14 protein-coding genes are annotated in these 14,690 nt (G+C 60.8%); 13 read left to right on the top strand and 1 reads right to left on the bottom strand.

The features are described from left to right. Positions 1-251 precede the first annotated feature (251 nt). The 11 genes from WEG36_11065 (at position 252) to WEG36_11015 (ending at position 10,113) form a co-directional block, all read left to right on the top strand. Positions 252-1,256 carry a YafY family protein gene (locus WEG36_11065; GenBank protein MEX1258146.1) on the top strand — a complete coding sequence of 335 codons (1,005 nt, stop codon included), beginning with the start codon at positions 252-254 and terminating at the stop codon, positions 1,254-1,256. Then, a complete protein-coding gene (locus tag WEG36_11060; protein ID MEX1258145.1) occupies positions 1,253-2,569 on the top strand; it encodes a radical SAM protein in 1,317 nt (438 codons plus the stop codon). Before WEG36_11065 ends, WEG36_11060 begins: the two co-directional genes overlap by 4 nt. Continuing rightward, the gene (locus WEG36_11055; protein ID MEX1258144.1) at positions 2,556-3,626 is read left to right on the top strand and encodes a radical SAM protein; all 1,071 of its coding nucleotides are present in this window, start codon (positions 2,556-2,558) and stop codon (positions 3,624-3,626) included. The genes WEG36_11060 and WEG36_11055 overlap by 14 nt, the downstream gene beginning before the upstream one ends. Continuing rightward, complete coding sequence (locus WEG36_11050) at positions 3,623-4,477, top strand: SDR family oxidoreductase (GenBank protein MEX1258143.1); 855 nt, start codon at positions 3,623-3,625, stop codon at positions 4,475-4,477. Before WEG36_11055 ends, WEG36_11050 begins: the two co-directional genes overlap by 4 nt. 4 nt (positions 4,478-4,481) lie before the next feature. Next, a complete protein-coding gene (locus WEG36_11045) occupies positions 4,482-5,516 on the top strand; it encodes a hypothetical protein (protein ID MEX1258142.1) in 1,035 nt (344 codons plus the stop codon). A 55-nt stretch (positions 5,517-5,571) separates the two neighbouring features. After that, the gene (locus WEG36_11040) at positions 5,572-5,958 is read left to right on the top strand and encodes a VOC family protein (protein MEX1258141.1); all 387 of its coding nucleotides are present in this window, start codon (positions 5,572-5,574) and stop codon (positions 5,956-5,958) included. Positions 5,959-5,973: 15 nt separating this feature from the next. Beyond that, positions 5,974-6,882, top strand: a complete 909-nt coding sequence (locus tag WEG36_11035; GenBank protein ID MEX1258140.1) for a HemK/PrmC family methyltransferase — start codon at positions 5,974-5,976, stop codon at positions 6,880-6,882. Between the two features lie 14 nt (positions 6,883-6,896). Next, the gene (locus WEG36_11030) at positions 6,897-8,105 is read left to right on the top strand and encodes an amino acid--tRNA ligase-related protein (GenBank protein MEX1258139.1); all 1,209 of its coding nucleotides are present in this window, start codon (positions 6,897-6,899) and stop codon (positions 8,103-8,105) included. Between the two features lie 89 nt (positions 8,106-8,194). Beyond that, a complete protein-coding gene (locus WEG36_11025; GenBank protein MEX1258138.1) occupies positions 8,195-9,337 on the top strand; it encodes an IS5 family transposase in 1,143 nt (380 codons plus the stop codon). Further along, positions 9,319-9,624 carry an amino acid--tRNA ligase-related protein gene (locus WEG36_11020; protein ID MEX1258137.1) on the top strand — a complete coding sequence of 102 codons (306 nt, stop codon included), beginning with the start codon at positions 9,319-9,321 and terminating at the stop codon, positions 9,622-9,624. The genes WEG36_11025 and WEG36_11020 overlap by 19 nt, the downstream gene beginning before the upstream one ends. Positions 9,625-9,753: 129 nt before the next feature. Further along, complete coding sequence (locus WEG36_11015) at positions 9,754-10,113, top strand: hypothetical protein (GenBank protein MEX1258136.1); 360 nt, start codon at positions 9,754-9,756, stop codon at positions 10,111-10,113. Between the two features lie 21 nt (positions 10,114-10,134). On the opposite strand, the gene WEG36_11010 is transcribed toward WEG36_11015, so the two are convergent. Next, entirely contained in the window at positions 10,135-10,716 is a 582-nt protein-coding gene (locus tag WEG36_11010; GenBank protein MEX1258135.1) for a hypothetical protein, read from the bottom strand. 1,116 nt (positions 10,717-11,832) lie between these two features. Here WEG36_11010 and WEG36_11005 point away from each other — a divergent pair. Further along, entirely contained in the window at positions 11,833-13,773 is a 1,941-nt protein-coding gene (locus WEG36_11005) for an ATP-dependent helicase (GenBank protein MEX1258134.1), read from the top strand. 243 nt (positions 13,774-14,016) lie between these two features. After that, entirely contained in the window at positions 14,017-14,643 is a 627-nt protein-coding gene (locus WEG36_11000) for a hypothetical protein (protein MEX1258133.1), read from the top strand. Positions 14,644-14,690 lie beyond the last annotated feature (47 nt).

Below are 14,690 nucleotides of genomic sequence, written 5' to 3'. Positions count from 1 at the left end.
CCTTGTCCCTGTTATCTCCGTACGGCTCGCCTCATGCGGCTACTACCGTTGCGCTTAGCCCCAACGGAGGGCGCCGCGGTGACCGTTGAACACGCAGCACCGGTGAGAGCGTTACGATCGTTCGTGCAAGTCAGACGCTTCTCTGAACAGCGTTTGTACCGGTGCCCGGCGCCATTCCTATTGTCCGGGAGAGCCACGTACCAGCGCCCTTCATCCTTGACACCATGTCAGTATCTTGTCAGTATTAACTCGTGACGACACTGGATCGCTCAACCCGGCGGGCGTCGATCATCCTCATGCTCCGAGCTTCGGAGTCTCTGACCGCCGAGGCTCTGGCGACTGGCCTCGAGGTCACCGTGCGCACAGTCTACCGGGATATCGATGCCCTCATCGATGCCGGTGTCCCCATACGCGGGGTGCCGGGACCCTCGGGGGGCTACGAGCTAGTCGAACACTACCCGGTCGACCCTTTTGTCTACGTTCAAGCCGACCTGCCTCAGTCCGTTGCCGAAGGATCGTCAGAGGTGAACCGAGCAATTACAACGGCCACTGAACTTCTCTCCCGGTCCATGCCAGGGCCCCAGGGGGAACTGGTTCGCCGAATCAAGGACCGCTTTCTCTTCGACACTTCTGCTTGGCTTTGGCGCGACTCGAGCAGCCCAAGCTTCGGAACTATCAAACAGGCGGTCCTGAACGACCGCACGATGGATCTCCTCCATATTGATCGGGCCGGGACGGAAGCGTCGAGCGAGGTGGTCGATCCCTACGGTCTCGTGTGGCGACAAGGCCATTGGTACCTCGTGGCGTTTTCGCACAAGTCAGGGGAGTTCGCGCGATATCGCATCTCGCGAATCCTGGCCGCGAAGTCCACCGGAAAACAGTACGCGCGCATCCCGGGCTTCGATCTGACTGCTATGTGGGCGGATCTCCTCGACAGCTTCGGGCGTGGTGACCGCATGGTTCGGCTTCGGATCGACTCGCCGGCTACCCACGACTTCGAGTCGTTTGGTTGGAAGCAGGACCAGGTGATCCACAGGCACGACGACCACTGGATTGTCGAGATGCCGGTGGACTCGGACGAGTGGCTCATTCCGTTGGTCCTGAGCTACGGGGGGTTGGTTCGCGTCCTCGAGCCAGACTTGCTGCGAGCACGCGTCGTAAAGGCTCTCGAGTCTGCTTTGACCACGCATCGTTCGCCGCCGCAACGGGCCTCACGGCAGGACGCGCCTCCTCGTTGCAAGGACTTGGACGAGTGATTGAACGCGTCGTGTTCTTCCAACCGCGCACCTTCGCCGCGCGAAACTACCTCAACAGCTCGGGTGACGAGCAGGTCTGGACGCCCTGGTTCGCGTTGATGCTGGCGCCAGGAGCACAGGAATCCGGTCTTCGCGTAGAACTCCTGGACGCCCGTGTCTCGGACGACTGGCGGGAAAGGGTGCGCGGCCTGGGGAAGACCGACCTGCTCGCGGTAAGCGTGATGACCGGACACGCGATCACCGACGCGCTGGCCGCCACTCACGAAGCGATCGACGCCGGAGCTCGGGTAGTCTGGGGCGGCCCACACGTGACGCTCTTTCCGTCCGAAACGCTTCGAGAAGCACCAATCAATGCGGTGATTCCCGGGTTCGGCGCTGCGGCATTCGGGGGCCTTGCGGCCGCCGCCGCTCGCGGCCCCTGGCCCTACGAGCAGCCCAAGACGATCCAGTCAGGAGTATTCCTTCCCCTCCACAACCGACAGGCTCGGTCCACCACCACGATCTCCGCCCTCGACCTCATCGAGGACTGGGCTCCGTACGTGAACTCGGACGTCGCCATCGCCGAGCGCACCGTGAACCTCATCACGTCTGAGGGATGCGCCAGGGCATGCACGTACTGCTCAGAGCCTCAGACCTCGTCTCGTCAGTGGATCACGCACGAAGTCGAGAGCTCCATCGAGATCGCGAAGGCGATCCGCGACAGAGCTGGTGCCGACGGCTTCAAGCTGCACGACCCGAATTTCTTCCATGATCTCGACCGTGCGTCGCTCTTCGCTCGTCGTTTCGCCGAGGAACTTGGGCTGCCCTGGGCCGCGACCCTACATCCGGCCGATCTGTCCGCCATGCCCGACTCGAAGCTGGCCGAACTAGCCGACCTCGGCCTGGCGCGAGTACTGGTCGGCCTCGAGAGCCCGGATACGAAGATCGTCCGCTTGGCCGGGAAGAGATACGACCCGGCGCATATCCCCGAGTTAGTTGAACGGCTCGCGACCGCCGGTATTCGCGGAATGTTCACCTTCATCGTCGGATGGCCAGGCGCGGACCCCGGGCATTACGAGAGGACGTACGAGTGTGCGCGCGCCGTGCGTGGGACGTGGTCTGAGCACCAGGCGAAGGTGCATTTCCTCGAGCCGTGGCCCGGAACACCGATCTTCACGCTGATACAGCGCGAGGGTTTCGTCGCGCCCCGGACCCTGAACGAGTGGGCTAAGATCGACTATTACCAGGCACGCTACGCATCCATTCACGACCCGGGCCAGGTGGACCGGGTTCGGGAAGTGAACCGGGAGCTATCGCCCTATGTCGACGCGTAGCCCCGATCCGATCTATCTGCGCGCCTCCGTGGCGAACCAGTGCAATCAAAACTGCTGCTACTGCCCGAAGAAAGAGGGGATGGAAAACCGCGTTCCCGCTGCCCTAGCCGGCCAGAAGCTCACCTCGGAGGAGTACGTTCAGAACCTTGAGCACATCGCGAGGAACGGAATCCGTGGCGTCTCAATCACTGGGGGCGAGCCGACTCTTAATAGGGATCTCCCGAGGATCGTCGAAGCCGCTGCGGGGATCTTTGAACGGGTCGAACTGACCAGTAACGGCTTCGCTCTCCTGCGAATGCTTCCCTCACTGGCCCCGAGCCTGGACCTCCTGAAGATCTCGGTCGACACCGCCGACCCGTACGTCAACGCGTCGATCACGAACGGCAAGGTCACAGACCTCCAGCGGGCGATGGACTGCGTCACGGAGGCATGCAGGCTTGGGCTCAACGTCGGCATCAACGCGGTCGTCATGAGGTCGACACTCGGCGGGCTGGATGAGGTAATGACCTTCGCCCGTCGCACCAACGAACTGGGCCACAGCGGTCAGGCGTACGTCAGCCTTCTCGATTTCTACTACTCCCCGGAGCGACGAGAAATCTGGGAACGTGAGTTCGTTCCGATCGGCCACCTGGCGGACGATTTCGAAGAGCGCTTTGGCGCGAGGGGCATCCAGGATCGCTTCGGGTGCACGTTCTTTTGGTTTGATGCGGAGGGTGTCGAGGTACGCTTCAAGGACAGCCTTGGCGCGACGCATCGTGCGCCCAAGTGCCGTAGATGCCCGCACTATTGTCAGGAGGGCATCTACGGCCTGAAGCACTCCGTCGAGGGATGGGTGACCTCTTGCCCCAACGGCGAGCCAAGCCTTGGCGCCCTCCTCGCGCCTGGCCTCCGGCCTGAGGAGGCGGACGCGCTGCTCGCCCCATTGATCCGGGATATCGCAGATGCGGTGTCGGACCGGACCTCATTTTCTCAAATGGTGAAGACGCACGGCCTTCATCCGGATCTTACGTTGGACCGGACTGAGTCGACCACCACAGGACTGCGGGTTCTCCCTTGAGACGGTGCATCGTTATTGGAGCCTCCGGCTTCCTCGGGCGACACCTCCTCGACCTTGGGGACGGATGGCAAACAGTCGGCACCGCTCTATCGCACCCCTCGCCCGGGCTCATCCAGCTTGACCTTACGCGGTTCGATGACCTCAAACGCTGCCTCGACGGCTTACAACCCGACCTCGTCATATATGTCGCCGGCCTCACGTCCGTTGACGAGTGTGAGGCGGATCCGGACTTGGCGGAGCTCCTGAACGCGATAGTTCCGGCTGAGATCGCGGAGCGTCCCGGCTGCCGATTGCTCTATGTATCCACGGACTACGTGTTTGACGGACGTCAGGGGCACTACGCTGAGGATTCCAGTGCATCACCCATCAACGCCTATGGCGCCTCCAAGGCTCGCGGGGAGAAGCACGTCCTCTCAGTGAACGAAAGCCACCTCGTGCTGCGAGTATCCGGACTCTTCGATTCTGAGGGAACACGAGAAGGGTTATTTCCCCGCCGGCATGAACGTCCCGACGACTACGTCGACACCAACCGGATCTCCTCACCCGTGCACGTCGAGGACGTTCGTCGTGCTGTGCATCTCGTAGTGGCCGGGGGTGTCGGAGGTATCTGGCACGCTGGAGGACCGGACGCCCTATCGCGGTATCAATTCCGGCAGATCATCGCACTCCATGATCTCGCGATCGCATCCGCGCGCCCCAAGACCTATATAGCCCACGAGGTTCATCCACGACGGCCCCTGAACACGTCCCTTGCATCGCCGCGCCTGCAGGGGCTCGGTTGGCGAGCAGGACGTGTTTTGGAGTGGTTCCCGCCCCACGCGATCGGCCGGTCGCTCCGTCGTGGAGTGTGATAGAATGACGACCGTGACGACGACATCGAAAAGAGATCCCGGCCCGCGACCTCGGCCGACATCGCAGGCGCCTGTCGCCTACGATGTCGTGACCAGAGGAAAGCTCTTTCCTCGGCCACCGTTTCATTTCGATGGGACCTTCGAGAAGCCCTCTCATTTCCCCACGACACTCACGCGTTGGGCGCCAGGCACTTTTCATCAGAGCATTCGCATCAACGGTCAGCTCATCGGCTTGAAGCTCTCCGACTCGACAAGTGGCGTCCGCCCGAGCATCGCGGTGAGCATGTTCTTCACTCGGGCGCTGACGCGCGACGAGTCTGAACTAGTGTTACAGGAGCTGACTTTTCGATATGCGCTGGCTGAGGATCTTTCCGCTTTTCGAACGCTCGTATATGCACAGAAGATGACCACCAAGACCGTATTCCGTCGCTGGATGGGAACGAGGGCATCGACTCCGTACTCTCTGTATGAGCTGCTGGTCGTAGGCCTGGTTCTTCAGAATACTCACGTGAGACGATCGGTTCAGATGCTGGCCGCGTTGCTAGACGCATTCGGTCAGCGGCTGCTGTTCGACGGGGTAGCGCTTGACGCGCTGTGGCACCCGCAGCAACTGGAGGACGTCGGAGAGGAGGAGTTGAGAGAGCTACGGATCGGGTACCGCGCAAGGGCGCTCAAGCGTTTTTCCTCACAGTTCGCCGCAGGGGCAATTGACGAGCGAGCACTACGCGAGCTGGATGACGATGAGCTCAGAGCCAACCTCCTCACGATTTATGGAGTGGGCCCGGAGACTGCTCGAATCTTGCGATCAGAGGCCTTCCATCGTCCCGCGGCCTTTGACCACCTTGCCCCATGGCAACAGAAGATCTACTCACGTCTGCTCTACGGAGAGGACGGAGTCTCCGCTCGCCGGATCCTACGGGATGTGAGGAGGACCTTTGGCCCCTACGCGGGCCTCGCGACCCATGTCCTTTGGGAAGATCTCTTCTGGCGGCATAGGAAGGCAGCCATTCCGTGGCTCGCCGCGGAGCTACGCTTGTGACAGGCGTCAGGAACTAAGACGATCCGATCAAACCAATCCGCATCGAGGAGGCCAAGTGCTGAAAAGGATTGATGCCGTCGTGCTGTTCGTGAGCGACTTGGATGTGTCCAAGGCATTCTACCGTGACCAACTCGGCCTCAAGCTAAAGATGGAGGCCGAGGGATTCGCTGAGTTCGAGCTCGACAACACGACCATCGGACTCTTGAGCGTTTCGATCGCACAGAGCCTAGTGCCCAAAGATCTCGTCACCACGGGTGGCGCGCAGCAGGTTCGAGGCCAGCTCGCGGCCTTCGTCGATGATGTGCGAAAGACGCACGAGGAACTGGCCGGACGCGGAGTGCCGTTCGTGAAGAAGCCTTCCGATCAACCATGGGGCCAGCGTACTGCGAACTTTGTTGACCCAGACGGTCACCTCTGGGAGATCTCTCAGTGGTTGCGCTAACAACCCTTTGGACGGATGGCTCCGGCTGTGAATGAGCCGCCGTCGGCCTTCTGCCAGACCACCGTTCGTGATGTCTTACGGGAGGTCCAGGTGCGGCTCGAACGAGTGGCCGGGTTCGAAACTCACGCCACGTACGCTCGCCTGCTCGTCTCGGCCGCGCTCGCGGTCGAGCCCGCCGACGTTCACCCTCTCGACGCCGAGGTCTTGTCGACGAAGGGCGCTGTCCTGTTGGAAGACTACTTTTCTCGATCGCCGCTGCCTCCGGTACCGCTGTATCTTGGATACTGCTACGTCGGGGGCGTGCGGCTCGCCGTCTCGGAAGCAACTTTGATCCCGGGCAGCGAGACGGAGCGGATGTTCGACGTCGCGACAGAGCTTGCATCGCGCATCGACGCCCGATTGATCGCAGAAGCCGGAACCGGGTGTGGCAAGATTGCGATTGTGCTGGCCCGCCGCCTCCCAAAGGCGGCGCTCTACGCGACTGACTGCGCGTCCGACGCCTTGGACATCGCCCGGCGGAACATCGCCACCCATGGGCTGGAGGACCGCATCAAATGCTACCATGGAGATTGGCTGGACCCGCTCCGAGCCGATGGGCTCGGGTCATCCATCGATCTCATCGTCAGTAACCCGCCCTACTGCGAAGAGCGAAGTCTCGCCGAGTTGCCGTCAGGATTCGCCACGTTCGCCCCTAGACTCGCGATAAACGGCGGCAAAGATGGTCTCGCGTGTCATCGGGCGATAGTCAGCTCTGGCCTGGAGTTCCTGCGCGCAGACGGGTGGCTGCTGCTGCAAACAGATGAAGGCCAGACGAGCAATGTCGCCGACTGCATCCGCCACGTTGGGGGATTCGGGGAACCGCGTGTCGAGCGCGGATCCAGGGGCACACCGCGTTTTGTTTGCGCGCAGCGGCGCGCGGGGTGACCAGTGGGCCCGACATGCTGAGCCAGGCAGCGATCTCACCTCCGCCCCTTCGACAGGTTGATGAGTTACCGGGCGACGCGGGTGCCCGCGTCCAAGTCGGCGGTCGGATCACTGCTCTCGTCGATGAAGAGAACTTCGAGCTCTCAGACGGCACTGGGTCCGTACTCATACGAAACATCGGTGGCCGATCCGCGGCGCCCCGCGTAGGGGACATTATTGTCGCCACGGGCAAGATCGATCGCAGCTCGGGTGAGATGGCCATCGCCTGCACTCAAATAGAGATCAAGGTCCGTCCAGATCGTCCGCTACCTTCGAGAGAGGATTGGCTTGGTCACTCTCCGCAGCACCGCTACCGACACCGAGAAGTCGACTTCCTGCTAACGCCCGAGTTGCGCGGAAACCTTGTCGTACGCGCCAAGGTCATCCGTGCGCTTCGCCAGGTTCTCGATGCGCGGGGGTTCTTGGAAGTGGAAACACCGATCTTGCTCCGTGCCCCCGACGTGGCCCCTGTATCTCACTTTGTAGCGTCACATTCCACGAGCCAGCTCTATCTCCGTATCTGTCCGGAGTCATACCTCAAGCGCCTCGTGGTAGGGGGCTTCGGTCGCGTGTATGAAATCGGCAAGAGCTTCCGGTACGAAACGGGATCTCACCAAGGCTTGCCAGAGTTCACGCTGATGGAGTGCTACCAAGCATTCGCAGAATATCAGGGGATGGCGGCGCTTACAGAAGAGCTAGTCGCGAGCGCGGCTGAGGCAGCGCTCGGCCATTCGTTGATTCAGGTCGACGGCCGCACAGTTGATCTCCGCAGGCCATGGAAGCGCGTACTGCTGCGAGAGGCTGTGTTAGCCAAGACGGGACTCGACATCCTGAATGCGAACGAGGACAAATTACGTCAGCTGCTGGGAGCCGCGGGGTCGCATCTCTCGGGGGCAACACCGCGTTGGACACTGATCGACAAGGTGATCGAGGCTCACGTTCAGCCTGACCTAACGGAACCGACGTTCCTAATGGATTACCCGGTCGAGACCATCTGTGCGGCAGCTCGGCACCCGGAGGACCCCAGAATAATCGAGCGATTTGAGGCGTATGTCGGTGGCGTGGAGATCGCGCACGCATTCTCGGAACTTACGGATCCGACGGACCAGCGGAACCGAATGGTTGACGTTCTAGATGCCAGAACCAGGGCTGGAGAAGAGCCAGGTCCTCTAGCAGGTCGCTGAAAAAGTCCTGATTCAGCGGTGCCGGATGGAGGGTCGGGAAGGTAAATTTGGAGGTCCTTCCTCGTGGCCTTCATCGTGGAGCGTCTCGGATGCGCGGCAAGCCGGATTACCAGTCGCAGATCTACTACGCGATCGACATCGAGTCCTGGATACCGACGGATCACCCGCTGCGTGCCGTGAAGGCGCGGGCGGACGAGGTGCTGGGCTCGATGCGGCGGGATTTCGACAAGGCGTACGCACGGATGGGCCGGCCCTCGATCCCGCCGGAGATGCTGCTCAAGGCGCTCCTTCTGCAGGCGCTCTACTCGATCCGGTCGGAGCGGCAGCTGGTCGAACAGGTCCAGATGAACCTGCTCTACCGGTGGTTCATCGATCTGTCGCTGGACGGGACCGTATGGAACGCGACGACGTTCACGAAGAACCGGGAGCGCTTCGAGTCGCACGGACTGCTTCGAACCTTCTTCGACCGGGTCGTCGAGTGGGGGTATGCGAAGAACTGGGCCTCGGAGGACCACTTCACGGTAGACGGGACGCTGATCGAGAGCTACGCCTCGATGAAGAGCCTGCGACCCATCGGGTCCGGGGCGGAGCGGGTGAGCGACGACTCGGAGGATGACGATCCGGGGAACCCGACGGTCGACTTTCGCGGGGAGCGGCGCAGGAACGCGACGCACCGTTCGCTGACCGACCCCGAGGCGCGGCTGGCCCGCAAGGGGTCGGGACGGGAGGCGAGGCTGTCGCACTCGGCGCACGTCCTGATGGAGAACCGGTCCGGGCTCGTCGTGGACGTGAGCGTGAGCGAAGCGAACGGAAGGGCCGAACGCGTCGAGGCGCTCCGGATGGTGAAACGGAGTCGCCGTCGTCACGGGCTTCGGATGAAATCGCTCGCGGCCGACAAGGGATACGCGGCAGGCGCCTTCCTTCACGAGTTGGAGAGCGAGGAAGGCGTCGTTCCACTCATCCCGGTCCCGCAGGGACCCATCCGTGGAACGGGGCCGGAGGCCGAGGCTCGCCGCCGTGCCCGACGACGTCAGGGGACGCAGCGCTACCGGGTCGCGCAGCGGATCCGAAAGCGCGTCGAGGAAGTGATCGGCTGGAAGAAGACCGTTGGTGGGCTCCGACGAAGTCGCCACGTCGATCGCTGGAAGATCGAGCAACAGGCCCTCATCGTGAACGCGGCGTACAACCTCCTCCGGATGGTCCGGCTCGAGGCGTGCGCCCAGGCCGCCTGAGGGCTTGTGCAGAGGCCGAAAGCCCCGTTCGCGGGGCTCCCGGAGGCCCCGATCGGGGGCCATCCAGGGCCTGGTCGTGTCGTTCGCCTGCATCTCGATCCGCTGAGAAGGTCCGTCAGACCGTCGCCGACAGTTTTTTCAGCGGCCTGCTAGACGAAGACTTTCTGCATGCGCTGGAGCACGGACTTCCGCCTACGGGTGGACTCGGAATCGGCATCGATCGCATCCTCATGCTCCTCATAAACTCATCCATTCAGGACGTTGTCGCGTTCCCCTTCGTCGACTGACGTCCGACCCGACACGATTGGTCGGATCCATCAGCGATCACTTCGAATCCATGGTATGGTGATCCCATGACTCACGACGATGTCCCTACGACAAGTCCCATCACCCCTTCGGACAATGCGTGGCAGGGAGTGCTGATCGAGCAGAGCCTCGCATCATTAGAGTTGCTGGCCGAACTCAGTATTGTCGGCACGGAGAAAGCGACTCTCGAAGGCGAGGAAGCACGCGGCGAGTTCTCTTTTCATCGAGTCGAGGTCGAGAACCGCAACTTGAGTCGCGTCGCGGCGCTGGCTGTCCGCGACTTGCTGCCCACTTGGTATTTCCATCTTGTTCGAGATGGCGTAATGCACGTCTTCTTCAAGGACAGGTTCTTCGAAGCCCACAGAGACGACTCGAAGTCGTTTAGTGAGATCCGAGCGTATGCGATTGCCGTCGGGATCCACGCCGACCAATTGCCGCTTGAGACCCTCATGATAGATCCGTTCGCGTGACGATCACGCCTGGACGCGGATCTATCGCCTGAGTTGGAGCATGATCTTGGCGATGACCTCGCGAACCGTTAGCCGTGAAGTCTCGATGGTTGTCAGGGAGGTGAAGCGGCGATACTCTGCGTCGATCCGCTCTGGCAGGCTTCCTTTCTCGAATGCAAGCCTGTCAGTGGCGTCGCGCTCCCCGCGCCGCGCGATTCGCGCGCGACGCACGTGCTCGTCCGCGGCCGTCAGATAGAAGACAATGTCGGGCCAGCGGATTCCCAATGAGCCGGGATCAATCTGCAATGTCGCGCCAAGCGCTCGATGATACGCCAGGGTCGAATGAATGTACCTTGCGCAAATCACCGTGTGGGAAGAGAGTGTGGTATTTATTACACGTGACGCGTCCGCCACGCCGGTTAGGTGAAAAAGGAACTGTGTGTTCAGGTCGCAGTCAGTTGCCACATAGCGCTTTAAGCGCCTGAACGGCTGCAAGGGCACACCCCACGCCTCCGCCGGCCTGCCATGGGCCCGCATGTGTTTCGCTAGCGCCCGCCCAACGGTTGTCTTACCAACGCCGTCGATGCCCTCAATCGCTATGAAAAGCGGGGGATGTTCGTTCATGTGGGTACCGGTCCAAAGGAAAGGGTAGTAGGCTTTGGGTAGTGCCTCTCCGTTGAGGCTCCAACCCGACGGGTAAGTTGGTGGCCCGGGCTCAACTCGGTCTCGTATTCAAGATCGGCGTAACAGTCTAGGAGACCACGTGAGCGGCCTGAGCCTCACCTCTGCTAGTGTACTGTAACAGTTGGGTATAAGTCAGGAGAGTCACCGTGAGCCTGGAGAGTGCGCTGGGCGAAGCGAGCGATGCTGACGAGGATCTCGTCGGCGGACTTGACCCAGGCATGGGGCTTACCGGTCTCGTTGTGTGAACACTCGGGACGTTGTTGAACTCTCGGATGGAGGCGACGAGCTCGCGCACGCCGCAATGGATGCCGCGACCGCGCTTCTTGGCGGGGAGGGCCGAGAGGCAGTGCTCGACGAGGTTCATCCACGAGGAAAAGGTCGGAGTGTAGTGGACCTGGAAGTGGGGATGGCGCTCGAGCCAGCGGCGGATGAGGGCGCTCTTGTGGGCGCTGGCGTTGTGGCGGATGACGTGGACCTCAAGATATCCTCGGGCACGCCGCGATCGATCTCGTTGAGGACTTCTCGCTCCGGTGCGGCTGGAGGTCGAAGGCGCGCCAAATGCGACTGATGGTCACGTGACTGAAAGCCGTCGCTTTGGCCATGTTGCGAGTGCTCCGGTGCGTGGCGTCAGGGGAGACGAGATCCATCAGGTTCTCACACCGCCAATCTACGTAGCAACAAGGCCACCTCGCGACACAGCCCAACGCGAGGAATCGAACCGTCGCAAAATGCTAGAAGGTGACCTCAGGGTATACGAGAGCCATCAGGTCCTCGTGTAGCTCATGAACCAGGTCGCCCAACTCCCTAATCTCTCCGTGGAGAAGGAATAGGGTGTCAGCGATCCTTATCTTGAGCTCTTCCCTGGATCGTCCTCTATCGTGCGACAGAGTACAATAATCCATGTTCTCAATGAACTAACTAGTAACACGGCCGCCGGCTGGCCGTGTGGTCATCCTATGCGAAGGGAAGGGAGGTCTGAAGGCGGCCGGATCGGACGAATGGACCGAGGTATCGATTGCCAACTGCGATTTGACCATACTCTCCAATTCCGTGAGAATGGGGCAGTCAGCCAAATCAGGAATTCAAGAAACCATGCCATTCAACCCCACACCCGAACAGCAACGCGTCATAGTCCATCCACAAGACCGGCATGCGTGTGTCTTGGCAGGTCCTGGAACCGGCAAGAGCGCAACATTGGTCGCCCTTCTTACGCGAGTGGTGAGTGAAAACCCGAGGTTGCGCGTAGGGATGCTCACGTTCACGCGGGCAGCTACGCAGGAGCTTGCCAAGAAGGTGTTGGAACATGCCGCCGAGGCTAATGTGCGCCCCTCAACCGTGCATTCGTTTGCGCTTTCTGTGCTTGTGAGGAACCCCGGAGCGGCCGGCTTACCGGATCCACTCCGAATCGCCGACGATTGGGAATACACTGAGGTCGTGTTGCCAAGTCTCGCAAGGCGCATGGCCAGTACGCCAACCGAGGTAACAAAGTTGTTCCGCGAACAGGCGGCCAATTGGGAGTCGTTGGTGGAGGGAGAGGATCCAGAAATCGATCCGGGTGTGCGGGCACGATTCCTAGGTGCGTGGATCGAGCATCGCGAGATCTTCGGTTACACCCTCCTCTCGGAACTTCCGTATGCGTTGAGGAGGCTTCTTCTCGATCATCCCGACGCAGAGGGCCTCGATTGGGACCTGCTGATCGTGGATGAATACCAAGATCTTAACGCCTGCGACCTTGAGGTGGCACGTAGACTTGGCGATCGAGGTTGCGTAGTCATCGGGGTCGGCGACGACGACCAATCAATCTATTCGTTTCGAAAGGCAGCTCCTGAGGGGATTCGACGATTCGCAGCGGACTTCGTTGGTGCTGCGCAGTATAGCCTTTCGATAGGACATCGCCTTGGCAACAACATTCTCGAGTGGGCGACCCGTATTATCGATCGAGACCCCGACCGCCCAGCCAAGCCAAGAATGACGCCCGCGGCTCACTGCGTTCCCGGTGACGTCCACTTGCTAGCGTTCAGTTCGCAGTCGCGCGAGGCTGAAGGAATCGCACGAATCGTACGACATCTCATAAGAGAGCGTGGGGTCGCTCCCAGTGAGATCATGATCCTATTGAGGGCTGATCACAACGGAGCGTTTAGTAACCCGATCAAAGAGAAATTGAGGGGACTGGGAATCGAAGTTCAGGACACTTCGGGCGTCAACGCGATGTTGGCTGAGCCAGGAAACCGCCTCGCGATGGAACTCCTGCGTGTCGCGGCGAATCCTGACGACTCGGTTGCGTGGGGTGCTCTGATTCGGATGGAACAAGGACTCGGTGATCGTTTCTTCGATGGGATTTACGAGATGGCGCGCGCACAACGCCTAATATTCTCGGAGGCGCTACGTCACGCGGCAGCTGACGGTTTTGTGGGAATACGTGAACCCGCGCGGCGAATTGCGAACGATCTCGTAACACATGTACGACGGGGGCTAGAAGAATTGGACGTTCCTCCGATGATGCCAGAAGATGGCTGGGGAAATTGGATTACGGGTCGAGCGGGTGCGGGGATTGTGCCAAACCTATCTGATGATCTAGTGGAGACACTGAGGTCACTCGATGAAGTTGTCGAGGCAGACATTTCACTTTCTCGATACCTGGGGCAAGTCGGGCAGTATGCGCGCGACAGAGCATCATCCTCGTCGGATGGTGTACGTGTCATGACGATGAGCTCTGCCAAGGGACTCACGGTGACCGCCACTGTGGTAGCAGCCCTGGAGGATGAGGTCATTCCGAGGCCGAGTGCCGATCTCGCCGAGGAACGACGACTTCTTTATGTAGCCATGACTCGCTCAACGCACTTCCTGTTTTGCACCTGGGCACGCCAAAGAACGGGACCTACCGCTCGTTCCGGGAAGGCACGAGTTGCGATGCGGCGTAGTCTTACGCGGTTTCTTGCAGGGGATACGGTCGAGACGGAGGACGGGGGGCGGTTTGTGGGCGGACTCCCGAGGTAGGTGTCCATAGGACGCCGAATCTCGGCCCTCGAACGTGACCGGGGTAGACATGGGGACATTGGGGACTTCTGGAGGACCTATGCCTCCCGCCCCCTCTCCTTCACCGATCTTTCAAGGGGCTCGGATGGGTTCATCCGAAGAAGGTTGGCCTGATAAGGTCAATGTGATATGGTGGCGAGTAGATGCATGCTCTCAAGGCAGTCTTGCGAGCGAAAGGGCCCCTATCTTGAGGAGGGTAGCACCATGTCAGCTGGTTCATTGAGTCCCGCCACGCTGCGGTGGATTCAGAAGGAGCTCATCCAGCATGCTTGCACCGGAGGCGTGCCTTGTCGTCCAGCACCTCCGTCGGGTCCGGCCGGGGGCCATCAGACGGAAATCGGTCGGGAAGAGCTGAGGTCTCGTATCGAAGCTCTCGATCTCGACTGCATCAAGTTCAAGCTGATGCACCCTACGGAAGGTCGTGGTCTTTCGAGGGAGGAGGCAGATCATCTCGAGATTCTGTATCGCCGTTTCCTCTTCATGGCAGTCTCGGGCGAAAACCCGTTCATGCCGACCATGGAGATCGACGAGGTGTGGCATGCCCACATTCTCGATACGGCCAAGTATCGAGAAGACTGCGAGGCGGCATTCGGGTTCATTCTCGACCACTTCCCGTACTTCGGACTCCGCGGCGAGGAGGACATGCTGAACATGGTCAGGTTGTTCATGGACAGCTGCCGTCGCTACGAGCAAGAGTACGGGGAGCAGTACGCGGAGATGCCTGACCAGCTCCGCCAACTCATTCCGAACCTCGACGATCCGTTTGATTTCTCGGAGCCGGGATTCCTGTCCCTTCCCGAGAGGCCGGGCCTCGAAGTTTCGCTCGCGTAGGTGGCACAGCACCAAGAGGCGGGGGGGGGGGGGGGGGGGGGGGGGGG

It is taken from the genome of Gemmatimonadota bacterium (assembly GCA_040882465.1).
In the GTDB taxonomy this organism is placed as follows: Bacteria; Gemmatimonadota; Gemmatimonadetes; order Longimicrobiales; family Gaopeijiaceae; genus JBBEBG01.
This window is presented reverse-complemented; position numbering and strand designations above follow the sequence as displayed.